Source organism: Kaistella flava (ex Peng et al. 2021), from assembly GCF_015191005.1.
Taxonomy (GTDB): Bacteria; Bacteroidota; Bacteroidia; order Flavobacteriales; family Weeksellaceae; genus Kaistella; species Kaistella flava.
The window spans coordinates 3,279,342-3,305,850 of sequence record NZ_CP040442.1 but is presented as its reverse complement, the minus strand read 5'-3'; the positions used below and the strand labels follow the sequence as shown (position 1 = coordinate 3,305,850).

27 protein-coding genes and 1 pseudogene are annotated in these 26,509 nt (G+C 34.4%); 23 read left to right on the top strand and 5 right to left on the bottom strand.

Features of this window, described 5'->3' with window-relative positions; translation table 11 throughout:
• Positions 1-60 precede the first annotated feature (60 nt).
• The 3 genes from Q73A0000_RS14920 to ruvB form a co-directional block, all read right to left on the bottom strand.
• Positions 61-927, bottom strand: a complete 867-nt coding sequence (locus Q73A0000_RS14920) for an MBL fold metallo-hydrolase (protein ID WP_193811716.1) — start codon at positions 925-927, stop codon at positions 61-63.
• Positions 928-999: 72 nt separating this feature from the next.
• On the bottom strand, positions 1,000-1,371 hold the full coding sequence (locus tag Q73A0000_RS14915; protein ID WP_193811715.1) for a four helix bundle protein: 372 nt from the start codon (positions 1,369-1,371) through the stop codon (positions 1,000-1,002).
• 33 nt (positions 1,372-1,404) lie between these two features.
• Entirely contained in the window at positions 1,405-2,427 is a 1,023-nt protein-coding gene (gene ruvB / locus Q73A0000_RS14910) for a Holliday junction branch migration DNA helicase RuvB (RefSeq protein ID WP_193811714.1), read from the bottom strand.
• Positions 2,428-2,588: 161 nt separating this feature from the next.
• On the opposite strand from ruvB, the gene Q73A0000_RS14905 reads away from it, so the two are divergent.
• From Q73A0000_RS14905 to Q73A0000_RS14820, 19 genes are all read left to right on the top strand, one after another.
• On the top strand, positions 2,589-3,734 hold the full coding sequence (locus Q73A0000_RS14905; protein WP_193811713.1) for an MFS transporter: 1,146 nt from the start codon (positions 2,589-2,591) through the stop codon (positions 3,732-3,734).
• 288 nt (positions 3,735-4,022) lie between these two features.
• Complete coding sequence (hutI, locus tag Q73A0000_RS14900) at positions 4,023-5,252, top strand: imidazolonepropionase (RefSeq protein WP_193811712.1); 1,230 nt, start codon at positions 4,023-4,025, stop codon at positions 5,250-5,252.
• A complete protein-coding gene (locus Q73A0000_RS14895) occupies positions 5,249-6,322 on the top strand; it encodes a DUF695 domain-containing protein (protein WP_193811711.1) in 1,074 nt (357 codons plus the stop codon). Before hutI ends, Q73A0000_RS14895 begins: the two co-directional genes overlap by 4 nt.
• A 34-nt stretch (positions 6,323-6,356) precedes the next feature.
• A complete protein-coding gene (paaB, locus tag Q73A0000_RS14890; RefSeq protein WP_193811710.1) occupies positions 6,357-6,638 on the top strand; it encodes a 1,2-phenylacetyl-CoA epoxidase subunit PaaB in 282 nt (93 codons plus the stop codon).
• A 128-nt stretch (positions 6,639-6,766) separates the two neighbouring features.
• A complete protein-coding gene (paaC, locus tag Q73A0000_RS14885) occupies positions 6,767-7,516 on the top strand; it encodes a 1,2-phenylacetyl-CoA epoxidase subunit PaaC (RefSeq protein WP_193811709.1) in 750 nt (249 codons plus the stop codon).
• Positions 7,517-7,657: 141 nt separating this feature from the next.
• Positions 7,658-8,131 carry a 1,2-phenylacetyl-CoA epoxidase subunit PaaD gene (gene paaD / locus Q73A0000_RS14880; protein ID WP_410504116.1) on the top strand — a complete coding sequence of 158 codons (474 nt, stop codon included), beginning with the start codon at positions 7,658-7,660 and terminating at the stop codon, positions 8,129-8,131.
• A 163-nt stretch (positions 8,132-8,294) separates the two neighbouring features.
• Entirely contained in the window at positions 8,295-9,092 is a 798-nt protein-coding gene (locus tag Q73A0000_RS14875; protein WP_193811708.1) for an enoyl-CoA hydratase-related protein, read from the top strand.
• Between the two features lie 98 nt (positions 9,093-9,190).
• Positions 9,191-10,003: a GLPGLI family protein gene (locus Q73A0000_RS14870; RefSeq protein WP_193811707.1), complete on the top strand. Its 813-nt coding sequence runs from the start codon at positions 9,191-9,193 to the stop codon at positions 10,001-10,003.
• Positions 10,003-11,136: a 3-hydroxyacyl-CoA dehydrogenase NAD-binding domain-containing protein gene (locus tag Q73A0000_RS14865; RefSeq protein ID WP_193811706.1), complete on the top strand. Its 1,134-nt coding sequence runs from the start codon at positions 10,003-10,005 to the stop codon at positions 11,134-11,136. Before Q73A0000_RS14870 ends, Q73A0000_RS14865 begins: the two co-directional genes overlap by 1 nt.
• Positions 11,137-11,151: 15 nt before the next feature.
• Positions 11,152-11,412 (top strand): hypothetical protein, encoded by a 261-nt coding sequence (locus Q73A0000_RS14860; protein ID WP_193811705.1) that lies wholly within the window; start codon positions 11,152-11,154, stop codon positions 11,410-11,412.
• A gap of 64 nt (positions 11,413-11,476) precedes the next feature.
• Entirely contained in the window at positions 11,477-11,890 is a 414-nt protein-coding gene (locus tag Q73A0000_RS14855; RefSeq protein ID WP_193811704.1) for a PaaI family thioesterase, read from the top strand.
• Positions 11,891-11,931: 41 nt separating this feature from the next.
• Positions 11,932-12,063, top strand: a complete 132-nt coding sequence (locus Q73A0000_RS17105) for a hypothetical protein (RefSeq protein WP_262892922.1) — start codon at positions 11,932-11,934, stop codon at positions 12,061-12,063.
• Between the two features lie 232 nt (positions 12,064-12,295).
• Positions 12,296-12,808 carry an RNA polymerase sigma factor gene (locus tag Q73A0000_RS14850; RefSeq protein ID WP_193811703.1) on the top strand — a complete coding sequence of 171 codons (513 nt, stop codon included), beginning with the start codon at positions 12,296-12,298 and terminating at the stop codon, positions 12,806-12,808.
• Between the two features lie 11 nt (positions 12,809-12,819).
• Entirely contained in the window at positions 12,820-13,491 is a 672-nt protein-coding gene (locus Q73A0000_RS14845; RefSeq protein WP_193811702.1) for a hypothetical protein, read from the top strand.
• 11 nt (positions 13,492-13,502) lie between these two features.
• Complete coding sequence (locus tag Q73A0000_RS14840) at positions 13,503-14,750, top strand: DUF4252 domain-containing protein (protein WP_193811701.1); 1,248 nt, start codon at positions 13,503-13,505, stop codon at positions 14,748-14,750.
• A gap of 4 nt (positions 14,751-14,754) precedes the next feature.
• Positions 14,755-15,279 (top strand): DUF4252 domain-containing protein, encoded by a 525-nt coding sequence (locus Q73A0000_RS14835; RefSeq protein WP_193811700.1) that lies wholly within the window; start codon positions 14,755-14,757, stop codon positions 15,277-15,279.
• 51 nt (positions 15,280-15,330) lie between these two features.
• A complete protein-coding gene (locus Q73A0000_RS14830; protein WP_193811699.1) occupies positions 15,331-17,877 on the top strand; it encodes a gliding motility-associated C-terminal domain-containing protein in 2,547 nt (848 codons plus the stop codon).
• Between the two features lie 71 nt (positions 17,878-17,948).
• A complete protein-coding gene (gene guaB, locus Q73A0000_RS14825; RefSeq protein ID WP_193811698.1) occupies positions 17,949-19,409 on the top strand; it encodes an IMP dehydrogenase in 1,461 nt (486 codons plus the stop codon).
• 113 nt (positions 19,410-19,522) lie between these two features.
• Positions 19,523-20,680, top strand: a complete 1,158-nt coding sequence (locus Q73A0000_RS14820) for a cadherin repeat domain-containing protein (protein WP_193811697.1) — start codon at positions 19,523-19,525, stop codon at positions 20,678-20,680.
• A 110-nt stretch (positions 20,681-20,790) separates the two neighbouring features.
• Here the strand turns inward: Q73A0000_RS14820 and Q73A0000_RS14815 are convergent, their stop codons facing one another.
• The gene (locus tag Q73A0000_RS14815) at positions 20,791-21,708 is read right to left on the bottom strand and encodes a T9SS type A sorting domain-containing protein (protein ID WP_193811696.1); all 918 of its coding nucleotides are present in this window, start codon (positions 21,706-21,708) and stop codon (positions 20,791-20,793) included.
• A gap of 320 nt (positions 21,709-22,028) precedes the next feature.
• On the opposite strand from Q73A0000_RS14815, the gene Q73A0000_RS14810 reads away from it, so the two are divergent.
• The 4 genes and pseudogenes from Q73A0000_RS14810 (at position 22,029) to Q73A0000_RS14795 (ending at position 25,145) form a co-directional block, all read left to right on the top strand.
• On the top strand, positions 22,029-22,469 hold the full coding sequence (locus Q73A0000_RS14810) for a DUF6759 domain-containing protein (protein WP_193811695.1): 441 nt from the start codon (positions 22,029-22,031) through the stop codon (positions 22,467-22,469).
• Positions 22,470-22,651: 182 nt separating this feature from the next.
• Positions 22,652-23,671, top strand: a pseudogene (nirK, locus tag Q73A0000_RS14805) (copper-containing nitrite reductase); the annotation flags it as partial.
• Between the two features lie 50 nt (positions 23,672-23,721).
• The gene (locus tag Q73A0000_RS14800; protein ID WP_193811693.1) at positions 23,722-24,573 is read left to right on the top strand and encodes a formylglycine-generating enzyme family protein; all 852 of its coding nucleotides are present in this window, start codon (positions 23,722-23,724) and stop codon (positions 24,571-24,573) included.
• The gene (locus Q73A0000_RS14795) at positions 24,570-25,145 is read left to right on the top strand and encodes an SCO family protein (RefSeq protein WP_193811692.1); all 576 of its coding nucleotides are present in this window, start codon (positions 24,570-24,572) and stop codon (positions 25,143-25,145) included. The genes Q73A0000_RS14800 and Q73A0000_RS14795 overlap by 4 nt, the downstream gene beginning before the upstream one ends.
• A 281-nt stretch (positions 25,146-25,426) precedes the next feature.
• On the opposite strand, the gene Q73A0000_RS14790 is transcribed toward Q73A0000_RS14795, so the two are convergent.
• Entirely contained in the window at positions 25,427-26,497 is a 1,071-nt protein-coding gene (locus tag Q73A0000_RS14790) for a DUF4407 domain-containing protein (protein ID WP_193811691.1), read from the bottom strand.
• Between the last annotated feature and the right edge of the window lie 12 nt (positions 26,498-26,509).

The window sequence follows — 26,509 nt, the reverse complement described above, 5'->3', positions numbered from 1 at the left end:
TGGTTGATTGATAATAATTGAAAAAAATATTATTCATCAATCATCATTTATCAATAATAGTTAATATCCAAAAACTTCATTCATGCTGAAAGTTTGGTCTAACCGAATACCTTTTTCGGTCATTTTTAAACTTGCCAATTCGTTGTGCGCATCATGTTCAAAAAACAACAGATAATCATTATCAACACATTGTTTCAAAAACTTCGCTTTTTCTTCCATTGTCAAAAGTGGACGAGTATCATAACCCATCACATAAACCTGTGGAATATGCCCAACAGTCGGAATTAAATCTGCGGCGAAAACTATCGTTTTTTCCTGATACTGAATCACGGGAAGCATTTGTTTTTCCGTATGTCCATCAACAAAAATAACATCCATTTTCAAATCTGGAGCGAAACCATAATTACCACTTTTCGGAGTTGGTAAAAAATTCAACTGTCCGCTTTCCTGCATTGGCAGAATATTTTCCTTCAAAAAACTTGCCTTTTCTCTTGGATTCGGTTCAGTTGCCCATTTCCAATGTTCTTCGTTCGTCCAGAAATGGGCGTTCTTAAAAGCTGATTGGTAACCGGTTCGGTCGTCATTCCACTCGATTGCGCCACCACAATGGTCAAAATGAAGATGCGTCAAAAAAACATCAGTAATATCTTCTTTTACAAAACCATATTTTTTCAGGTTTTTATCCAAAGTATCATCGCCAAAAAGTGAGTAATGACCAAAGAATTTATCATCCTGTTTATTTCCCAAACCACAATCGATGAGAATCAGTTTTTTACCGTCTTCCACCAAAAGCGAACGCGTTCCCAATTCAATCAAATTATTTTCATCAGCCGGATTAGTCCGTTGCCAAAGAGTTTTCGGCACAACACCAAACATGGCACCACCATCTAACTTAAATTTTCCGCACTGTATAGGATAGAGTTTCATAGGTAAAAATGAATAATTAATATTTAATAAATAATATTGGTTTTTAACCAATTGTTTAATCTAATAGAAAATTTACTGATTTTCTTTTGAAGATTTTAAAATTACAGTCATAATTTTTATAATTTCTTCAACATCAAAAAGGAGAGATTCAAATTCCGATTGTTTTATATATTCTGTTTTAAAAAGAAGTTTTAGCCAATATCTACTTTCGAAAGCTTCCTTGTAAGAAATTTGAAGTTTAAATATAAAATCTTTTTTGCTAAAAGCAGCAATTCCTTCTTCAATATTTGCTCCAACCGAAGTTCCAGATCTTATTAACTGCTTAGAAATAACCTTTTCATTTCTCTCATAATAAAGAATTTTATACAAATTGACGATTCTAACAGAAAAATCAAATGATTTACTCCTAATAATATTATCCTTTTCTTGAAAATTATTTTCCATTTCAGATATTCATTATTATTTTTTAACTATTAATTAAAAAAGTTCATCCGGCTTTCTAGGAATCGCAATATTCAAATGTTTATACGCTTTCTCCGTCACTTCCCTTCCTCTCGGAGTTCGAATAATAAAACCTTCCTGAATCAAAAACGGTTCATAAACTTCTTCCAAAGTTTCCGGATTCTCTCCAATCGAAGTTGCCAGCGCAGAGATCCCCACCGGTTTCCCACGGAAATTTTCAATCATTACTCGCATAATTCTATTGTCCATATCATCCAATCCGAATTCATCAACATTTAATGAGTTCAAAGCAAATTTCGTAATATTAATTTCAATTTCACCATTTCCTTTAATCTCAGCAAAATCACGAACTCTTCTCAAAAGTGCATTTGCAATTCTCGGCGTTCCACGACTTCTTCTGGCAATTTCCAACGCAGCATCTTCGTAGATTTTGACATCTAAAACTCGCGCACTTCTTTCAATAATCATTGATAAAAGTTCAATTGTGTAATATTCTAATCGTGATTGAATTCCGAATCTCGCCAACATCGGTTTGGTCAACATTCCGCTTCTTGTTGTTGCACCAACTAACGTAAAAGGATTCAAACCAATCTGAACACTTCTCGCATTCGGACCACTTTCCAGCATGATATCGATTTTATAATCTTCCATCGCCGAATATAAATACTCTTCTACAATCGGAGAAAGTCTATGAATTTCATCGATAAATAAAACATCATTCTCTTCTAAATTCGTGAGCAATCCCGCCAAACTTCCGGGTTTATCCAAAACAGGACCCGACGTTATTTTGCAGCCAACTCCCAATTCATTTGCGATAATATTTGCTAAAGTCGTTTTCCCCAATCCGGGTGGACCGTGTAAAAGAACGTGATCCAATGCGCCGCCACGGTTTTTCGCCGCAGCTACAAACACTTCTAAATTATCCAAAGTTTTGCGCTGACCGGCAAAATCCTGAAAACTCTGCGGACGGATTTTCTCTTCTAAAATTAATTCATCCTCGGAAAAATTTTCTTGATCGGGATGCAAAAAATCGGTCATTTAAATAAATTTGTTCAAAGATAGAAAATTTTAGAACGGAAATATTCTATCTATTTTTTAAAAATAAATAATTTAGTGATTTAGTGTTTCTTTTTCAGTCTTAAATTTTTATATCCAAAACAACCGAAATTTAAAAGTCTAAAGTCGTAATTTTGCACGATATGTTTTCAACACCTCAAAAGCAAAGAATTGCACTATCGGCCTTTTTCTTTTTATCTGGACTTTGTTTTTCTAGCTGGGCTTCCAGAATTCCCACCATCAAAGCAATTTTTAATCTTACGGAAGGGGATTTAGGAAATTTATTAATGATCATGCCTGCAAGTGCCATCGTCGGAATTCCTCTTTCGGGCTGGCTTGTCGCAAAATACGACAGCAGAATTCCGCTGCAGTTAGCCAGCGTATTATTTCTATTATCTCTATTTTCTATAGGTTGGGGATTTTCACTGGTTGGACTTGTAATCTCGTTGGTTATATTCTCGATAGCGCTCCGAATTATTAATGTTGCAATTAATACGCAATCACTTTCTATTCAGGAAAAATTTGAAAAGAGAATCGTGGGGAAATTTCACGGAGTTTGGAGCATTGGAGGTATTTTAGGCGTACTCTTTTCTACGATCATGATCAAATATGATATTTCGATTTTCTGGCATTTTCTGATGATCATGCTGTTTGGGTTCTTAATAATTATCTGCATGTTTCCTTTTCTTCTTAAAAATGACAAAGCCAAAACAAGTAGTCCTTTCAAATTCCAAAAACCCAGCAAATATATTTCCTTATTAGGATTCATCGTCTTTTTCGCCGCAGTTTGTGAGGGTGGAATGTACGACTGGAATGGAGTCTATTTAAAAGAAATTGTTAACCAGGAAGTTTTCACGTATGGCTATCTATTGTTCATGGTTTGCATGACGATTTCCAGATTAACGATCGATAATTTGATGGGACGATTTGGTATGCAAAAACTGTACATTACAAGTTCTATTCTTATCATTTCGGGAGTTCTTCTCGCAACGCTTTTCCCTTTTCTTACCCCAGTTCTTATTGGTTTTTGCATGGTAGGATTTGGTGTTTCCGGACTTTATCCAATGACTTTTATTCTGGCTGGGAAAGCCAAAAAATATTCGGTTCCGATTGTGATTTCTATTATTAGTACCTATTCAACCGTTGGAATGTTTTTAGGACCACCGATTATTGGTTATCTTGCAAGTGCATTTGGATTGCAAAAAGCATTTATCACTTTTATTTTCGCTGGGTTGATGTTTATTCCACTTTCCAAATTCGTTTTTGATCATTTAAAGAAGACCAATTAGATATTAATTAAATGTATTTAATTCGGTTTTAAAGTCTTTTATCTTATACATGACAAAAAATCAACCACAAAAGTCACAAAAGCGTTAGCATTTTAAAGATTAATAAATTTTGTGTTCAATATAAAAAAAGGTTGATTCAAAAACGTTCTGCTTATTTGAACTTTAATACGACTATTTTTATGCTCTTCGCTTTTGTTACTTTTGTGGTTGAAAAAATTCAAATATAATTTTTCGTCCTGGCCTAAAGTCTTTTATTTTAATTTTGAACATATTTTAAAAACTATCCTCATGAAATTAATTGGTCCTTTCAAACAAATTGTTACGCTTGCCAATCTTCCATTGCGCGGAAAACTTTCAGATCATCAACTTGAAATCATCAATGATGGTGGACTTTTAATTAAAGATGGTAAAGTAGAAAATACAGGTTCTTTTCAAGAATTAAAAGAACAATTTCCAAATATCGAAATCGAAAACATTGAAGGTGAACAAATTTGTTTACCGGCTTTTGTAGATTCGCACACGCATATTTGTTTTGGTGGAAATCGCGCCAATGATTTTGCCATGCGAAACGCTGGGAAAACGTATTTAGAAATCGCAGAAAGTGGCGGCGGAATTTGGAGTTCTGTTCAGCATACCAGAATTGCGAGCGAAGAGGAATTACTAAAAACGACTTTAGAAAGAATTAATTATCTGATTTCATTAGGAATTACGACGATTGAAATAAAATCCGGTTACGGTTTAGATGTTGAAAACGAATTGAAAATGTTGCGTGTCATTAAAAAAGCACAAACTTTTACCAAAGCGACTTTAGTTCCAACTTGTCTTTCTGCGCATTTAAAACCAAGAGATTTTGAAGGAAGTTCAGAAGAATATCTAAATTATATTATTGATGAAATTTTACCAAAAGTAAAAGAAGAAAATCTTGCAAAACGCGTCGATATTTTCATCGAAAAATCCGCTTTTCTACCCGAAGAAAGCAAAGAATTTTTATTAAAAGCAAAAGAATTAGGTTTTGAAATCACCGTTCATGCCGATCAATTCACCTCAGGAAGTTCAAGAATTGCGGTGGAAGTTGGTGCAAAATCAGCCGATCATTTGGAAGCAACGATTGATGAAGATATCGAGTTTATAGCACAATCTGAAACTGTTGCAACTGCGCTTCCGGGAGCAAGTTTAGGTTTAGGAGAAAAGTTTACGCCTGCCAGAAAAATTTTAGATGCTGGTGGAATTTTAGCCATCGCCTCCGATTGGAATCCTGGTTCTGCTCCGATGGGAAATTTAATTACTCAAGCGAGTATTTTAGCGACTTTTGAAAAATTATCAACGGCTGAAGTTTTGGCAGGAATTACTTTCCGTTCGGCTTTTGCGTTGAGTTCAAATGACCGCGGAACTTTAGAAAAAGGAAAGAAAGCAGATTTCGTTACTTTTAAAACAGATAATTTCCAGAACATTCTTTATCAACAGGGAAGTTTGAAAGCCGAAACCATTTATATTGACGGAGAAAAACAATCATCATGACTGAATTAATAAAACTAAACAAATCCACTTATCAGGAGTTTTGGAAGTGGTTTGAAACCAAGGAAAAAGATTTTTTCAACGTAGTAAAAGAGCGTCAAAATATTGATGGAAATTTTTTAGATATTATTCTACCGCAGTTGAAAGAACTGAATGAAAACTTCTTCATCCTCGTGGGAATGTCTGATGATTCAAAAGCAGAACTCATTATCACCGTTGATGGAAATCTTAAAGAAATCGTTTACGCCGAAGAACTTATTGCTGAATCTCCAAAGCTTGAAAATTGGAAATTCACTGCACTAAAACCAGAATTGGAAATTGACAAAATCAGCCTCAAAATGGGCGATTATATTTTTAACAAAGAAAATATTTATTTCTATTCAAATGATGACGAAGATTATCCTGATGAAATTGATTTGGTTTTTGTTCATGAAGATTTTAATGATCAAAATGAAAGTGACGTAATTAATGGAACTTATCTGTTTATTGATAGTTATTTAGGTGAACTCAATTTCCTTGCTCAAATTGATAATTTTAGAATCGCAGGAAAAAGTGAGGCTGAAAAAGAACTGATTCCCATCGAAAAACTGAAAGATTTTTTGAGTTGGCGTGAAAGAGAATTTACCGAAAAATACGAAGACGCAAAAATTGAAACGTCTGAAGATTCCTATTCTTTACTAGAAGGAACTTTGGAAAGTGGATTTCCGTTGCTCGCTACCGTAAATGTCGATTTATTGCAGTGGGATCAAAAAGCGTCGCATCCCTGGATTTCGGTTTTAAGAATTGAATATCAAGGTGATGAAGACAATGGTTTTCCGGATGATAAAGATTATGACCTGTTTAATTTGATTGAAGATGAAATGATGCTTGAATTAAAAAACGACGAAGGAAATTTAAATTTGGGTCGGGAAACTGCCGAAAACATTAGGGAAATTTACTTTGTCAGCAGAGACTTCCGAAAAATCTCAAAAGTTCTGGCAGAAACGGTTCAAAAATATCCTGACTATAGAATGACTTTTGAAATCTATAAGGATAAGTATTGGCAATCATTCGAACGATACGGAATTCATTAAAAATCTTTATCTTTAAACCTTAAAATTTACAACAATGAGCAACTTAGATATGTGGGAAGTTTTCATCCAGACAAAACCGGGACTTTCCCATAAACACGCAGGAACAGTGCAAGCTGCGACGGCGGAAATGGCACTTCAAGGAGCAAGAGATGTGTACACCAGAAGAATGGAAGGAACCTCAATTTGGGTTGTTCCAAGTAAATATTTGGTGACTTCAGAAGGCGTTGATAAAGAAGCATTTTTCGATCCGGCAGACGATAAACTCTATCGCCATCCGACTTTTTACGAAATCCCAAATGATGTGAAAAACATGTAAAATAGACCAGAGACTGGGAGAAGTGAGACACGAGAAATTGGATGGTAGAAAATACCAGGTCAATTTCTTCTATTACAAAAAATCTCATGTCTAAAATCTCTACATCTCATGTCTAAAAATTTAAATAAATGAATCCACTTTTTAATTATACTTTAAAATTAGCCGATGACACTTTGATTTTTGGTCAAAGGTTGGGCGAACTTTGCGGACAGGGACCTTATCTGGAAGAAGATATCGCCTTGACGAATATCGCTTTAGATTATCTCGGACAGTCCAATAATTTTTATAAATACGCAGCACAAATTCAGGATCTTGGAAAATCAGAAGATGATTTGGCTTTCTTGCGTTTGGAAAAAGAATATCTGAATTGTCAGTTGACGGAACTTCCAAATGGTGATTATGCACAGACGATTTTGAAGGTTTACTTCTTTTCGGTTTATCAGAAAATTCTTTATACAGAATTAATGAAAAGCACCGATGAACAAATTTCTGCGATTGCCGAAAAATCTTTGAAAGAAGTAAAATACCATTACACGCATACTTCAACCTGGATCAAAATGTTTGCAGGTGGAACTGAAGAAAGTAAAACCCGTTTGAAAAATGCAGTTGAACATCTTTGGGAATATACCGGCGGAATGTTTGCAGAAACTCCAGGCGAAGAAGATTTAGCAAAATTAGAAATCGTTCCCAACGGAAAACAAATTAAGGAACTTTGGAAAAAAACAGTTGCTGAAGATTTCCAAAATTTCGGAATAGCAATTCCGGAAAGTGACTTTATGCAAAAAGGTTCCAGAACTGGTTATCACACCGAATATTTCGGATTTATTTTATGTGAATTGCAGTTTATGCAAAGAACTTATCCGAATTGCGCTTGGTAAATTTCAGTTGATAGTTGATAGTTGATAGTTGATAGTTGATAGTTGCAAAATTATTGGTTTTGCTCTTTTTTGAACTTTTCAACATCATAAATTTCACTTCAACCTTTTGTGCCTTTTGTGGTTAAAAAAAATATAAATCCCGTGATTAATCAAGCAAACTTACTAGAAATTCTTTCCCAAATTCCCGATCCCGAAATTCCCGTTATCAATATCGTGGAACTCGGAATCGTTCGGGAAGCAAAAATGATTTCTGACAACGAAGTAGAAATCGTGATTACACCGACTTATTCGGCGTGTCCGGCGATGTTTAATATTGAAGAAGACATTATTAAACTCTTTAAAGAAAAAGGAATTCAGGCCAAAGTAATCACAAAAATAGCTCCCGTTTGGACAACTGATTGGATTACCGACGAAGCTCGGGAAAAACTTCGCGTTTACGGAATTACGCCGCCAGAAAAAGGAAATCACGAAGATCATTTAAATGTTCCGAAAAAATGTCCAAGATGTGGTTCTACTAATACGAAGCAAATCAGCCGTTTTGGCTCTACTCTTTGCAAAGCCAGTTATCAGTGTAACGATTGTCTGGAACCTTTCGATTATTTTAAATGTCATTAATCCAATTTGAAAATCTGGTAATTTGAAAATTTGATGATTTAAATACTCTTTATTCTCAGCATTGCTTTAATTATTTTAAATATAATTAAAGTTTTATCTTTGTTAGAATCCTTTTATTAAACGGAAAAATTCAATCACATTTTCAAATTCTCAAATTAATAATATGTACACACAACTCGAAATAGAATCTCACCTTGATGGGAAATTGCAAATCGCTTATCTGAACGACGAGAAAACTTATAACAGTTTAAATAAAACCTTACTTTCTGAACTCAAAAATTTCATTCATGACGGAAGTCGTGATGAAAATGTTCGTTGTCTGGCTATTTCAGGTCGTGGAAAAGCTTTTTGCTCCGGACAAAATTTGAAAGACGCCATGTCTTTCAGCGATCCAGACGAAGATCGAGTAATTCAGAGAATGGTTATTGATTTTTATAATCCTTTGGTGAAAGAAATTGCCAACGCCAGAAAACCAGTTATTTCTTTGGTGAATGGTCCTGCAGTTGGCGCTGGTGCAATGTTAGCTTTAATTTGCGACATCGCTTTGGCGACGGAATCTTCTTATTTTTCTCAAGCGTTTGTCAACATCGGATTAATTCCTGACACCGGCGGAACATATTGGTTACCAAAACTTTTAGGAAGACAGCAAGCCAATTATTTGGCGTTTACAGGAAAAAAACTGTCAGCGAAAGAAGCAAAAGATTTAGGATTAATTGCTGACGTTTTCGAAGATGAAAACTTCATGGAAAATGCGATGGGAGTTTTAACTCAAATTTCAAATTTACCGACGAAAGCAATTGCTTTGACAAAAAAAGCCTTCAACGAATCTTACGACAACAGTTTAAGTAAACAACTGGATATCGAAGGGATTCTCCAACAGGAAGCTGCAGAATCAGAAGATTTCATGGAAGGAGTTTCTGCATTTTTAGAAAAAAGAATACCTGAATATAAAGGAAAGTAATTAATTTGATGATGTGATAATATATTAATTTGACAATTTTCCCATCAGCGCATCAATAAATAATTATAAACGTAGGGATTAGCAAACTTTCAAATTACATGAGAAAATTAATTATACCATTATTTATTTTAATAATAAATTTCACTTTTGCGCAAACAAAACAGTTTATTTACGATTATATTTCTGTACCTGATTCTACGCAAAAAGCAGCTAATTTCTCCGCAATAATGGTATTAAATATTGATAAAGAAAAGTCTGAATATTTCAATTACGAAAAGTATGTTTCAGATTCTACAATACATTCAGAAATTAAAGATGGTTCCTACTTTCTTAAACCACCAGCTCCGCCGCAAAAAAGAAATAAAATAATTTCAAGAAGTCGGGTAATTAAAAAAAATAATTCTAATACCATTGAATATATTACACAGATTTCTGAAACTGATTATTCGGTTCATCAAACTATTGACTTAAAATGGAAACTTTTACCAGAATACATCTCGGTTTTAGACTATAATGCTCAAAAAGCTACCACAGAATTTGGTGGCAGAAAATGGATTGCTTGGTTCACAAAAGATATTCCTTTTCAAGATGGTCCTTACAAATTCAAAGGTTTGCCAGGCTTAATTGTAAAAATAGAAGACGAATCTAAAAGTCATCAATTTGAATTAAAGGGGATAAAAAATTTGAATGATAGTTTTGTTTACCCGGACAATTCTGATGACATTCAAATCATGATACCTCATGCAAAATTTGCAAAAGCATTTAAAGAAAATCGAAAATATCCTGCTATCGCTCTGAAGAAGCGATTTCCTAATATTGAAGCTGCAGAAATGATTAAAAATATTGAAAAAGATATGCTGGAAGACCTTAAGAAAGACAATAACATCATCGAAATTGATTTAATTAAATAATGAATAAAATAGGAATTATAGGTTCTGGAACCATGGGAATTGGGATTGCGCAAGTTGCAGCAACTTCCGGATGTGAGGTTTTTTTATATGATGCTAATTCAGCACAAACAGCAAAATCTATAGCAAGTCTAAAAAAGGTTCTGGATAGATTGGTTGAAAAACAAAAAATATCTTCAGGAAAAAGTGAAGATATTTTTAATAAAATAAAACCTTGTTCGGAACTTCAGGATTTTAAAGATTGCGATTTGGTGATCGAAGCCATTATTGAAAACAAAGAAATCAAAACCAAAGTTTTTCAAAGTTTAGAAGAAATTGTTTCTGACGATTGTATTATTTCGAGTAATACTTCTTCTATTTCGATTACTTCCCTTTCTTCAGAATTAAAGAATCCCAAACGTTTTATTGGAATTCATTTTTTCAATCCAGCTCCTTTGATGCCTTTGGTGGAAGTTATTCCGGGACTTTTAACGGAGAAAACTCTGGCATTCGAAATTACGGCCTTAATGGAAAGTTGGGGGAAAATCCCGGTGATTGCGAAAGATGTTCCCGGATTTATTGTGAACAGAATTGCGCGTCCGTTTTATGGTGAAGCGCTAAGAATTGCGGAAGAAAATATCGCCACACCAGAACAGATCGATGATGCGATGCGCACTTTAGGTAATTTCAAAATGGGTCCTTTTGAACTCATGGATCTTATTGGAATTGATGTTAATTTCTCTGTAACAAAAACCGTTTACGCTGATTATTTTTTCGACCCGAAATACAAACCGAGTTTGCTTCAACAAAGAATGAGCGAGGCAAAATTACATGGTAGAAAAACCGGAAAAGGATTTTACGATTATTCCGAAAATGCTCAAAAACCCGCTCCCGAAAAAGATGAAGAATTGTATCAAGAAATCTTTATGCGAATTTTATCAATGTTAATTAATGAAGCCGTAGAAGCAAAACGACTCGGAATCGCCAACGATGAAGCGATTGAATTAGCGATGCAAAAGGGCGTGAATTATCCGAAAGGTTTATTGCAATGGGGATTTGATATTGGGTTAGACAAAGTTTCTGAAACGTTGCAAAAATTATACGATGAATATCAGGAGGAAAGATACAGACAAAGTCCTTTACTGCGTAAAATGTAATAATTAAATAAATCGATGGATAAAAAGAATGAACTTTCTGACTGGTCAGATAAAAAATTAATTAAACAAAGAGATTTCTTAAAAGGCGTTTTAATCGGAATGTATGTCGTTTGTTTTATGTTGATTGTATTATTACTGTATATCTTTTTCTTTAAAGAAGTTGCCAAAATATCAATTGGCAGTTTTATTCCTGTTTTTCTGTTGCCGGTCATTACTTTGCCTTTACTTTTTCAGGTGAATTCCTTAAATAAAGAAATTAAATCCCGCAACTTATAATAAATTTCGCCCATTCTATTTTCATTTTCAAATTTATAAATTATCTCATTCTCAAATTAAAAATATGACTCCATACGAACTCGCTCAATACATGCTTAATCAAGATCACTTCTCACAATGGATGGGAATAAAACTCATCGAAGTTCGGGAGAAATATTGTCTGATTGAAATGCCTGTAAAACAAGAAATGATCAACGGACTGCGAACGGTTCACGGCGGCATTACTTTTTCCCTCGCAGATTCGGCTTTGGCTTTTTCGAGTAATAATACGAATGAAGCCTCGGTTGCGCTACATTGTTCCATGAACTTTACGAAAGCAATTCGATTGGGAGATATTTTAACCGCGGAAAGTGTTTTGATTTCCGATACCAGAAAAACCGGAGTTTACGATATTTCGATTACGAATCAGCATAAAGTTTTGGTTGCGACATTTAGAGGAACGGTTTATAAAATTGAGAAGAAGGTGACGGATTTGTAGATATTAAATTTCTCTTAATTTTGAAATAAAAAACCTCAATCATGAAAGATTTAGATATCAAGAAATCTATTCTCGAAGCTCAACTATTTATTGGTGAGAATAGCGGTTTGGTAAAACAATTCAATAGAAAAGAAAATTTGAAACAAATTCACAACAGATATCTAAAGAAATAAAATCCGATCTGCAGCCCGACTTGAACGGAGCTCTTTTTAATTGGTGGTTGAGCATGCCGAAACTAAGCCACCAATTAAAAAAGCGGGAGTGGAAGGCGGAAATGTCTGCCCAAATAAATATTGACAAGAAAATTTGTCTAAAAAAGGAAACTTCAAAAACTATTTTGAAGTTTTTTTTATTTTGATGTAATATAATTCGGAAATTAGTTGTCTTACTTATAGAAACAAAACTATGACCCACGAAATCTTTAAAAACACGGTATTCTGTCTCAAGGATGAGATGTATCGTTTTGCGAAAAGATTCGTGATCAGCAGTGACGAAGCGGAAGATGTTGTGCAGGATTTGATGATGAAATTCTGGCAGAAAAAAGAAGAGCTGGCGAGTTTCGGAAACTTGAAATCGTATGCAATGAAGTCGGTGAAAAATGAATGTCTGAACCGATTAAAGCACGAAGACGTGAAAATGGGTTTTGCTGATTTTCAAAAACACAGAAGTGAAATTCATGAAGTGGAGTCTAATAATATGAAGGAACAGATTATTGGTTTTATTAATGAACTTCCGGAGAAGCAGAAAGCGGTGATTCATTTGAAAGATGTAGAAGATTTTGATGTGGCGGAGATTTCTGAAATTCTGGAAATGGAACAAAATGCCGTAAGAGTAAATCTGATGCGCGCAAGACAAAAAGTGAAAGAGCAGATCCAAAAATTAATGGATTTCGAAAACAGAATGATTGAAAGTTTATAACAATTATCACGATGAAAAAAGATCAAACTCAAGATAAATATAAGGAAATTACGCAGGAGCTCAAAGAAGAGAAAATGAATTGGGATTTTGAAGATTTCCTGGAGAAAACAAAGCAGGAAGAAAAAGTTATTCCTTTAGTTTCGAAAACGAAAAGTGGTTCTTTCCCGAAAACATTTTGGATGGCCGCAAGTGTAATTTTGCTAGTATCAATCGGTATTTTCTTTAATTATGAAAGCAGAAATACCATTGATCAACAAAATCAACTGGTTCAAAATGAAATCCTAAAACAGAAAGATAGTTTTCACCAGGAATCACAATTGGCCGTGAATGCGATTAATGATTCTTTAAAAATAAAATCCGACAGTATTATTTCTGATTCCACGCGAACTGTAGAACAAATTAATACTGCAGATATCATGGAGCAGATTATTCCAAAAAGAGGAAGAATTAACAGAACATCGCGAGAACGGTATGCAGAAGTTTCTGTTCCAAGAGATAAAGAAAAGACGACTGTAAAAACTCCAAAATACGAATCCAGTTACGTGATTATCAACGGACAAAAAATAGAAAATGAACAGGAAGCGATTGACTTGACGAAGTATTCCTTCCGAATTCTGTCTGAAAATGTATCGAAAACGATGGCTCAAACCGAAGTCATCAAATCCTTTAACAATGATTACTAAAATCTAATATCATGAAAAAATTACTCTTAATATTCGCCCTTTTCTTTTCGCATTTCTTTCAGATCAATGCACAGAAAGATAAACTTGATCAGCTTTTTGAAAAGTACCAGGAAACTGATGGTGTGACTTCCATCAAGATTGCAAAACCAATGTTCAACATGCTGAACAAGTTGAATATCGCTGATGATGAACTGGCTCAAATTAAACCTTTGCTCAGTAAAATTAATGGTTTGAAAATTTTAATTGTTGAAAAACCTGATGGCCAGAAACCACAAAATCAATTTCAGAAATTACAAGCTGACATTTCAAGTTCCATCAAAAGCATGAAATATGAAGAACTGATGACGGTGAACAGCAAAGACAATAAAATAAAATTTTTGTCTTCTGATGCGACCAACGGAATTTTAGATAATCTGTTGTTGAGTATTAATGCTGATGGAAATACGGTTTTAATGATGCTTGATGGGAAAATTTCGATGGATGACGTGAACAACCTCATCAATGAAGCCGAAAAATCAGCAACTAAAAGTTCGGTAACTACAGAAAATATAACTTCAAACGGCATAACTCAAGTTCGAAACGTAGGCAAGTTTACCGGAGTTTCAGTTTCGAGTGGAATTAAAGTCAATTTCACTCAGGGAAATAATCAATCAGTCGTAGTAGACACCGATCCAAATATGCAGCAATATATTTCTACGGAAGTTGAAAACGGGATTCTGGTGATTAAAGTAAAAGATAAAAACAACAAGAATTTAAATTTTAAAAAACTGTTGGTAACTATAGAAGCACCAAGACTTTCTTCGGTAAAAGTTTCTTCAGGATCTTTGCTTACGACTTTAAATACCATTAATGAAGATAATTTCAAAACCGATATTTCTTCGGGAGCAAATCTAAATGCAGATTTGAATATTAAAAATACAGTGAGCGTTGATATCAGTTCAGGTTCCAGTGCGAGAATCGATATGAATACCAGTAATTTTGAATTTGAAGGAACGAGTGGTTCAATGGCAACGATCGTCGGAACTGCGCAAAACATCAAAGTAAATATGACGAGTGCAGCAACTTGTAATGCTCAGGATTTGATTTCTAAAAATGGAAGTGCCAATGTTTCTTCTGGTGCGAATCTGAAAATTCAGGTTACAGATAATTTAACTGCAACGGCAACTTCCGGAGCTTCGATCAGATATAAAGGAACTCCGAAAAGCTTCAACGGCTCGGCGAAATCAGTAAGCGGTGGAAGCATTAAACCTTTAAACTAAAATCATGAAAAAATCATATTACTTCTTTGGATTGGCCTTGCTTATATTCTCGTTGCAATCCTGCATCGTATCGGAGAAACCAAACATGGGATTTTTTGACAATCCTCATTACGACTATAGAGGCGCACAATTCACCAGTATAAATGTCCCAATGTTTCTGGCTAAACCTTTTGTGAAAAAGGCGCTGCGTGATGATGGCGAAAGCGAAGAACTCATTAACCTCATCAAAAAAGTTTCTGATATAAAAGTGATGACGATCGAAAACGGAAACTCAGAAATGATCGCTGATTTTGCTAAATATTTGAAGAAAGATAATTTCGAAGAATGGATCACGGTGAAGAAAGAAAAAGAAACCATCCATTTTCGGGCAAAACAAAAAGGTGAAGAAATAAAAAGACTAATGATTACGATTGCATCGGGAAGTGAATTGGTTTTGGTAGATGTTTCGGGTAAATTTACGGCAGATGATATTTCGAGACTTATTAATTATTCGGAGAAAAATGATTTGAATAAAATGGTAAAGAAGTAATTTAACATTATTAAATAAATTATTGCTATTTTTTTTAATTAAATTTAGCCAATGAAATTTTCAAAAATCCTTTTAATTGTTCTTCTATTTTTCGGTTTAAATGCAAAAGCGCAATTAGACTTAGAACATTGGTTTCCGCCTTTGTACCGAACAGCATCTGGATTTCAGATTTCAGAAATATACTTCTACCTCTCCACAGACAAAGTTGATCCTTTTACGGTGAAAGTTTATAACAATAATGTTCTGTTAAAAACTTTGACCATCAGCAAGTCATCTCCCGCGGCGTTTCAGTTAAATGACAGCAGCATGATTTACGTTATGACAAATTTTCGGGTTATGAAAGTGATCTCAAGTGGAATCCATATCACCGGCGAGAAAAGTTTTTATGCAAGTCTAAGGGTAGCCACCGGTCCGATGCTGTCTTCTCCTCCGATTACCGATGTCTTTGCTTCTAAAGGAAAATCTGCCTTAGGTAAAGAGTTTTATACCGTAATGGATCAGAACATTCTGTATGGCAATAATCCGAATGACAAAAATTACGTTGCGTCGGTGATGGCTACAAAAGACAATACCCACGTACGCGTTTCCGAATTCGATAACAGAATTATTTTTTCTGATGGAAGTACCGACGATGAACTGAATTTTACTTTAAATAAAGGCGAATCTTTTATTGTTGCAGCAGATAAAAAAAACAACAATCCGAGCGGAATTTTAGATGATAATGATCCTAATTTAATTGGTGCAAAAATAACTTCTGACCAACCCGTGGTTGTTTCTAACGGTAATTTTATAAGTCAGGATGTTGGTGAAGAGTCCGGGAATATGAATTTTGACCAAACGGTTCCGACGTCAAAAATCGGCAAAGAATATTTCATTGTCAATGGAATGACAAAATCTGAATCCGGTGTGGAAAAACCTTTATTCCTGGCAACTAAGGACAATACCAAAATCTATTTCAATGATGACACTACACCCTTTATAACTTTGAACAAAGGACAGCATTTCATTGGGCCTTACCCAAATCGGGATAATAAATGGATTGATGGAAATCAACCAAATTTTGTGAATACGGAGCCCATCACCGTACCGACCAGGGGAATGTACATTCGGTCTTCTGAACCAATTTATTTCTATCAGCTCATTGGAGGTTTCAATATGTTGGTCAGAGGTCCCGTGGCAGATCGCACCTGGTTTTCCAGCGGAATGCTATTTTCTTACCCTCTCGATAAAAATTATCTGCCAGATCCGCGACAGAAATTAACCAACACCATTCAAATCCCGAGCGTTGAAAAAATCGGCGTGGTACGTATGGATAATAAAATAACTGTTAAGACAGAAGACAACGCGACCATCCTTTACAATGGAGCTGCGGTCACCAATCTTTCGCCAATCGTAGGGAAGCCTGGCTGGTCCTATTTTACAAGACCTTATAATGTAGGAGACATCAATATCACCTCTAACAAAAGTCTGATTGTAGATGTGGTCGGTGGCTATCCGTATGCAGGTTTCGGAAGCAGTTATACCGGCTTTTCAAATGACCCGTTCATCATCAAAAACGGGAACTGTATTGAAGAAGGTGTTTACCTTTATTTGAATAATACCGATTTCATTAGTTTTCAATGGCAAAGAAACGGCGTGGATATTCTAGGCGCAACGAGTTCAAATTACACGCCTACTCTTCCTGGGAATTATACCTGCGTTTGTTTTTACACTGGATTTAGCTTCACCACAGATCCCATATTTGTAGATGTTTGCCCTTATACTTTGACTGATAAATATCTTGGTAGCTTCTGTCATTCTTTTGTAGTCAGTCCTTCTTTCAGTCCACCAAGAATTAAAGAAGTCGTGAAGTCAATTCAAATTCTAACCCAACCACTATCTGGAACTGCAATTGTTGATGGTGAGGATATTTTAGTAAAAATTAATGAGGATTTTTCTGGAGAAAACAGAATGGTTTATCGGGTAAATGCAGAAAGTGGTTTCTATGAAATATTTAAAGCTTCATTTACGATTTATGCTTCGCCTACTGCTGAATTAAAAAACGCCATCTTTCCAAAAAGCTTTAATAACAGAAGTTATGTTTATGATTTGACGGAATCGACTATTGCCAATCCAGACAGTGATATCATAAAATACTATCGATTAAACAGCGATGCAGAGAGTGGTAGTAATGAAATTACAGGAAATCAAATTACCTCTTTTGTTACAAATAACACAGAAGTTTTTGCCAGAGTGATTACCAGAAATAATTGTTACGTAGTTAGAAAAATAGATTTAATTCAAACTGATATTCCGGACCAACCGGGAAATCCAAATACCCTTCTCCCTAATGTTTTTTCGCCAAATGATGATGGCATTAATGATGTTTGGGATTACTCGGCCTTGGGGAACATGAGCAATCTACAATTGGCAATCTTTGACAGATACGGTACGAAAGTGTATGAACATGGCGAAAAAAACAAATCGTTTTGGGACGGAAAATCAAAAACTGGCATGAGTTATCCGACAGGAACATACTGGACGTATTATATATTGACTGATGAAGCTGGAACTAGAATTCAAAAAGCACAATGGATTCTTTTGAAAAATGCATATTAAAGTTTTGTTAATAAAAAAGCACATATTTTTATCTTTAATAAAAATAACTTAATTTTGCACAGAAAGTAAAGATGTCTATCCACAACAAAATCGTAGAAACGGCCATCACTTTCGATGACGTACTTCTAATCCCTTCTTACTCAGAAGTTTTACCTAACCAGGTTTCCCTAAAATCACGACTTTCCGATAAAATTACACTTAATGCTCCTATCGTTTCCGCAGCAATGGATACGGTAACCGAAGCTGAAATGGCGATTGCATTAGCAAGAGTTGGTGGTATTGGATTTATCCATAAAAATATGCCCATTGAAGAACAAGCTGCCCAAGTGTACAAGGTGAAGCGTTCTGAAAATGGAATGATTTCTGATCCGGTGACGCTTACTAAAGATCATAGTTTAAAATACGCCAAAGATTTAATGGCTGATTATAAAATTTCTGGTTTACCTGTAGTTGATGCTGAAAACACTTTAATTGGAATTATTACCAATAGAGATGTAAAGTATCAAGAAAACCTTGATGCGAAAGTAGAAGAATTGATGACCAAAGATAAATTGATCACTTCTGACAAATCGACTACGCTGGAACAAGCCAAACAAATTCTATTAAAAAACCGCATTGAGAAACTTCCTATCGTTGATAAAGAATTTAAATTAGTAGGTTTAATTACCATTAAAGATATCGACAATCAACTGGAATATCCCAATGCAAATAAAGACAGCAATGGAAAACTAATCGTGGGTGCCGGAGTTGGAATTGGCGAAGATACTATTGAAAGAGTTACCGCTTTGGTAAAAGCTGGCGTTGATATTATCGCCGTAGATTCTGCACATGGACATTCAAAAGGAGTTTTAGATAAAGTTGCAGAAATTCGCAAAAACTTCCCAGAACTTGATATTGTAGGTGGAAACATTGTTACCGCAGAAGCTGCTAAAGATTTAATAGAAGCAGGTGCAAATATTTTAAAAGTTGGTATTGGTCCAGGTTCTATCTGTACAACCAGAGTTGTAGCCGGAGTTGGTGTTCCTCAACTTTCTGCTATTTATAATGTTTTCGAATATGCGAAGACCAAAAACGTTGCAGTAATTGCTGATGGTGGAATTAAACTTTCTGGAGACATTGTAAAAGCCTTAGCTTCCGGAGCAAGTGCAGTAATGCTCGGTTCATTATTAGCGGGAACTGACGAAGCACCAGGTGAAGATATTATTTTCCAAGGTAGAAGGTTTAAAGCGTACCAAGGAATGGGTTCTCTTTCAGCAATGAGACGTGGCGGAAAAGAAAGATATTTTCAAAGTGAAGCTAAGAAATTCGTACCAGAAGGAATTGAAGGAAGAGTTCCACACAAAGGAAAATTAGAAGATGTAGTCTTTCAATTAACTGGTGGAATCAGAGCTGGAATGGGATATTGCGGAACGAAAGATATCGACACTTTACAGAAAGACGGAAAAATGGTTATGATTACCGGAAGTGGTTTGAAAGAATCTCATCCGCACGACGTGATTATCACGCAGGAAGCACCGAATTATTCGCTCTAAAAAATTAATCAATCATATAGCCGGCTATTTAATATAGTCGGCTTTTTTTATGCGATAAATATTTTTATCAATGTAAGTTGAAATAAGATATATTTGTTTCACAAAATATTAAAATGAATTTAAGCTATACCAAATTGTTATTTTTTTCCTTATTTATTTTATTTTCATGCAATCATGATGAAGATATAACAACAATTACCGCATCAGATTTTGCAGTAACGATGGATGAAAATCCTTCATCACAACAAGTAATTGGTAAAATTAACGCAACGACCAATCAAGGAAATTTAAAATACGAAATCATTTCGCAAAATTTACCAGGTGCAATGGGTTTAAATTCCAGCACAGGCGAATTATTTGTAGCAGACCCAAATCTTTTTGACTATGAAACCCATCCCACTATTTCTGGCGTTGCAAAAATTTCAAACGGAACTGTTTTTAAAGATATTCAGATTACAATTTCATTAAAAGATGTTTTAGAAACTACGGTTTCAATACATGATTTTACATTCAGTATTAATGAAAACCCTACCAATCAAATGTTAATTGGAAAAATAACAGGAACTACTAATGTTGGCAATCTGACCTATTCGATAGAATCACAGTCAAATACTAATGCTTTAAAAATAGATGCGGCAACAGGTAATTTATATGTTTTAACAAGAAGTTATTTTGATTTTGAAACCAATCCTGTTATAACAGCGATTGTAAAAGCTTCAAATAACACTGTTTCTGCATTATCAAATATTAAAATTATTCTTAAAGATTTGAATTCCTGCGATGAAGAAAATGCGAATATGGAGAATGATTTCGCAGACTATGTCAATTCAGGAAATTATTCCATTCATACGACAATGGATTTAGCAACTCATGAATATACTTTTCAAGTTACTGAAGCAATAAATTTGTGCAGCGTTGGATATCAATCATACACGGGAAAACCGTGTGTCATCGAAATTGTTGATGAAAATAATACCGTGCTTTATTCGAATATTTTTACGTTTTCTACAACGCATCAAGATTATAAGAGTTTGCCTTTGATTAATCTTCAACCCAATAAAAACTACACCATTAGAAGAAGATTTGAAAATTATAATAACACCTCAGATATTATAGGAAAATTATTTCACACTAATGATTATTCTTCTTCTGTTGTACCTTTTGTTACTGGAAAAATTATAATTACCCAATCAAGATATTATGATTTATATAATTCTACTATCAATAAGAGTTCAATTCCATATATCACTTTAGGATATTCACTGCCATAAATATAATTCTGCTTTTCGTGTTTTTTTTCGTTTGCATTGCTTTCTGGTGAACAAAAAATAAGGGCTACAAAATTAGTAGCCCTTAAATATTAATGATAAGAAATTAAAAATTACTTCTTAATAACTTTTTTAGTTTCTGTTGTTCCATCTGCATATCTCACGCTTACAAGGTAAGTACCTTTTGCAAGATTTTCAACATTCACTGAAGTTTCTAAACTTGTTTTTACTACTTTTCCTGAAACATCAAAGATCGAAATCTGAGAAATCTTATTATCAGACTTCACATTAATCACATCCGTCGCTGGGTTAGGATATACTGAAACTTTTGCTTTAGCACTGTTCACATCTGAAACTGCTAAGAAAGGATCTGTACTGGTTGCAGATACTATAATATTATCAATTCCAACGTTAGAAATACTTTGAAGTAAGAAATCCAGTTCTTGAGGAACTAATCCAGGAGTTGAGAAAAATTCAGTAATTTCTCCTGTATTATTTACTTGTACTTTAACTTCGCCATCAGTTGTATTTAATGCTGCTTTGATATGATACCAAGTATTAGGAGTTGCATTTTCAACTAAAATAACACCATTACCCTGATCGGCTATATATACATATTTTTCTGTTGGATCCCAGCCAATTTCAAATGGCATTTCATAACCTGCATCAGTATCATAAATTTGAACAATACCATATCCGATACTTGCTGCGCCAGTATAATAATCAAACTCTAATACAAAAATATCATTTCCACTAGTTTTAGTAGACCATTTTGTATCATGGTAATGCCATTCTCCTTCGCTGTTTGCTCCCGTACTGGCTAATTGAAAAGATTTCCCATGAGCTGCATCAATATTGGCAACTTTAGTCCAATTCGCACTACCAGAAGCTCCATTACCATCTCTATCCCAACCACCTTGGGTACCTAAATTACCAATTGGGTATGATTCGAAATTATCAGTCCATAATGTTTGTGCAAAAACACTAGTTACTAAACCTGTTAATAACACAATAGATAGAATTTTTTTCATAATTGAAATTTTTAAATTAATATTAGAGACCAAGGTAATTATTTATTTTCTTTTTAAAAATTGTCAAATTGATAAAAAAAGCTTGAGTTTACCTTATTAAAATAATCTTTATTAAAAACAATATCAAATTTTGACAAATTACAAGCATCGAAATTATCATCTTTCCAAGCAAAAATGAAAAAATAAAATTTTAAAATATTTCATTTTCTTCTCAATTTAAAAATTCAAGTCTAGAAATTCACATAAATGCTCAGATTAATTCTTTGGTTTTTTATTTTTAAGGTTTCCATTAATTGTTATATTTACTTCTTTAAATTAATATGAAAGGATTCTATCTGCTTTTTTCGTTTTTGGTATTGATGAGTTGCGATATTCTGTCTCCTAAAAACACCATAAATAAACCTGCTTATTCATCCAATATTAATAATGAAAGAAGAGAGTTCGCTACTTTAATTTCAAATGATCAAATTAATAAGAAAAAGATCAATGCTGAAGTTGTAAACTACTTACTTAATGATGCTGATCCTAAAGAAAAAAATACGGCGGCAGTTATCGAAAACACTTCAAGATGTGATATGATTCTAAGATTGGTAGGGGTTTCTAATAATAAAATCTACAATCTGCCTATTTCCAGAAACAGCAAAAATCAATTCATCATCGAAAAAGGAAACTATACTTTGAAATCAAATATTTTCGAGGCGAAGTATTATTCTCAGAAAAATATTACCGAGCCTCTTATTCTAAAACTATCAAATAACTGATTTTAATTTTCCAAAAATTGTATTATATTACAGCGATGAAAAAGGTAATGATCAAAGAAGTACCCCAATTTATAGATGAGATTATAATTGTCAATCTGATAAAACTCATACCTCTAAATTTTCAAATACAATTCAATTAGGATAAATTTGTCCTATTAAAAAACAGTAAAAAATTTTAAACAATGAAAAGAATCGTAACCTGTTTTACATTAGCCCTTTTAACATTACAGGCTTGTAAACAAAATGCAACAGAAAACTCATCAGGGAAAACCGAAAACGCGATGGACATTAAAGTCAGTGGCGAAACTGAAAATCAAGCTAAGGTAAATCCACCAATGGTTCCTGCTCCAATCGGTGATCGCGCTGCTAAAAAAGTTATTGTCCGTTTAGAAGCAACCGAAGAAGTTGGTGAATTAGCAGACGGTGTTACTTACAAATTCTGGACTTTTAACAGTACTGTTCCAGGAACTTTTATCAGAATTAGAGTTGGTGATGAGGTTGAACTTCATGTAACAAACAGAAGCGACAGTGTTATGCCGCACAATATCGATCTTCACGCGGTGAATGGTCCAGGTGGTGGTGCAGAAGCAACCAATGTTGCTCCAGGTAAAGAAGCAATTTTTAATTTCAAAGCGCTTAACCCAGGATTATTTGTTTACCATTGTGCAGCAGCTCCGGTTCCAATGCATATTGCGAACGGAATGTATGGTTTAATTTTAGTTGAGCCAGCAGGTGGATTACCAAAGGTTGACCGTGAATATTACATCATGCAAGGTGAATTCTATACCAAAGGAAAAACTGATGAAAAAGGACTTCAGGAATTTGACCAAGATAAAGGTGTTGACGAAAAACCAACTTATGTAGTTTTCAACGGTAAGAAAAATGCTTTAATGGGACCAAACGCTTTAGAAGCTAAAGTTGGTGAAACAGTAAGATTATTCGTAGGAAATGGTGGACCAAACTTGGTTTCTTCTTTCCACGTGATTGGTGAAATCTTCGACAAAGTTTATGTAGAAGGTGGCAGCATTATTAATCATAATGTTCAAACTACGGTTATTCCAGCAGGTGGAGCAGCTATTGTAGAATTTAAAGTAGAAGAGCCCGGAAATTATATTATCGTAGACCACTCTATTTTCAGAGCATTTAACAAAGGTGCTATCGGAATGTTAAAAGTGACTGGAGAGAAAAATCCGAAAGTTTACAATAAAGTACAATAATCATATTCCCATTAATTATAATTAAAGAAACTGCCATGTCCAAAATTTTTAAAATAGTTCTGATTCTTGGCGGTTTCTTTTTGCTAATGGTTTCTTGCGAAAAAGCAAATACGCTTTCCACAAAAAAAGTATCATCAGATTCGACCGAAAAAGAAGTTGACATAACGCCTGACGTAAAAATGGTTTTAATTAAAGGTGGCGAATACCAACCTTTTTATGGCACAGACAGCACGTTGGTAAAAGTGGAGAATTTTCTTTTAGATGAAAGACCTGTAACGAATGCAGAGTTTCTGGATTTCGTAAAGAAAAATCCAAAATGGAAACGCAGTAATATCAAAGCGATTTTTGCAGATGACACCTATTTGAAAGATTGGCAAGATGACGAAACACTTCCTAAAAATGCTGATCCGAATGCCGCCGTTACTTATGTTTCCTGGTTTGCTGCAAAAGCATATGCGAAAAGTGCTGGTAAAAGATTGCCGACTTTAGATGAATGGGAATATGTTGCAATGGCCGATGAAGAAAGCCCGAACGCCAGAAATAAACCAACGTATTCTTCTCATTTGATTAATCTTTATAATGAAAAGGACCGACAGAAAAATAAAGTGAAGATTTCTGCACCCAATTATTATGGAATTTACAATATGTTCGATTTGGTTTGGGAATGGACGGATGATTTTAATTCGATTATGACAACCAGCGATTCTCGTACTGCAGAATTTGATGACAAAGGTTTATTCTGCGCCTCTGCGGCGACAAGTACGACAGATGTTTTGAATTATGCATCATTCATGAGATACGCTTTTCGATCCAGTTTAAAAGCAAATTACACGGTTGGAAATCTTGGTTTCCGATGTGCAAAAGATCCTTCAAATACAACAAAATGAAAAATTTCTTCCTTATATTAATTTCTGCGCTATTTCTTTTTTCCTGTAAAGAAAATACAGAAAAGCAGCCAGAACCTAAAAAGTCTGAAAATGGTTCTATCTTTGTGCTGGATTCAAAATGGCAAAACCAAGATGGTAAAGAAATTCAATTAAAAGAGTTGAAAGGAAAGAATTTGGTGGTCGTGATGATTTTCACAAGTTGTACAACGGCTTGTCCGCTTTTGGTTGCTGATATGCAAAAAGTCGAATCCAAGATTGATCCGAAAAAACTGAAAGAAACTACCATGTTATTAGTTTCTATCGATCCGGAAAATGATACACCAGAAGTTTTGAAAGCCTACGCAAAACAAAGAAATATGGACGGAGAGCCTTGGCTTTTCCTTAGAAGCGATAAAGAATCTGTACGTGAATTAGCAAACGTTTTAGCCGTGAAATACAAAAAGATTTCGCCGATTGTTTTCTCCCACTCGAATATTATTTCTGTTTTTAATAAAGACGGTGTAATGGTGAATCAAGTAGAAGGTACCGTGAATGCTGAAGAAGTTGCAAAAACAATAAATGGCCTGAATTAAAATAACACTAAATCAGCCATCCAAGCCTGCGAAAGAAATTTTGCAGGTTTTTTTATTGAAGACAAAGGCACAAAGAATACCCGTTATAAGTATTAATTAGTCTGATTTTGGAAAAATTATGCCACGAATGCACGGATATTTATTTTTGAATATTCGTGCATTCGTGGCATAAAATATAATTGGCAGTAATAGTCATCGTACAAGCATTTACCTTTTGTGACTTTTTATTTCAATACCCTCATATTCAATTCATTAACCTCTTATTTGCAGATTAAATATTGCTATTCTAAATGATCTTTAAACTTTTCAATGCGATGTTCCGTTAAAGCATTTCCTTTTTCGATTTTTTCTTTGGAATACAGTTTAAAATCATTTTCGGTTTTTTCTAAAAGATGATCATAAGGTCCAACCGACGAAATCAATTTGACCAAAACCGGTGCGATCTCTAAAGTGATAAAAAGTCCCATAATGAAAGCGGCGGCAACTCCAATAATTGCGGAATTTTTTCCGAGTTCATCTAAAGCCTGTAAACGAGCAGCAAATCCATTAAACTGATCTTCAAAAGTTTCGGTTTTATTTCTTTCCTTTTCAATATTGGTATAAACTTTCGAAACTTCTTTATCTAAATATTCCTGTCTTGGCGCAATTTGTTTTTGGTAATTTTCCAAATCCAAACGACGCTGTTCTTTTAATTCAGCTTTCCTTTTTGCATTAGATCCAAATCCTACTTTACCACTCGTTAAGCCACTTTGTTTGCCGAGAATTTCTTTTTCCAATTCTACAGAAGCAGAATCGTACGATTTTTGGTAATCCGCGATTTTAGTTTGAATTTGCTTTTTCTCAGTTTCAAATGGTCCGGATTGTTGCAGAATCCTTCCGTTCATTTCTGCCTGAAGTTGCGTTTTATTTCTTTGAATAATTGTGTTCAATTGTTTGTTGACTTCTTTTTCGAAAATTTTTAATTCTAACGGTTTAGAAATGATAATTCCCAAAAAAGCGGCTAAGATTAATCTCGGAATTGCCATTAACAATTGATTCCACCACGTTCCTGTTTTTTTAATGGAAGAAACTATATATCGGTCAAGATTAAAAATCATTAAACCCCATAAAACGGCAAAGCCAACAGAAATCCAAATATCATCAAAAACGGTAAACATCGCATAACCTGCCGAGAGCGTTGCAAAAACTGCAGTGAATAAGACAATTCCTCCGATACCGGAAAATTTATTCCACTCACTTGGTGTCTTTCTTAAAATATGAATGTTTCCACCGGAACAAATCATCAGAAATTTTTGAAACCAATTCATTGAATGATTGACTTGATTTAAGGGATTTATATTTTGAGTTTCCATTATTGAAAATTA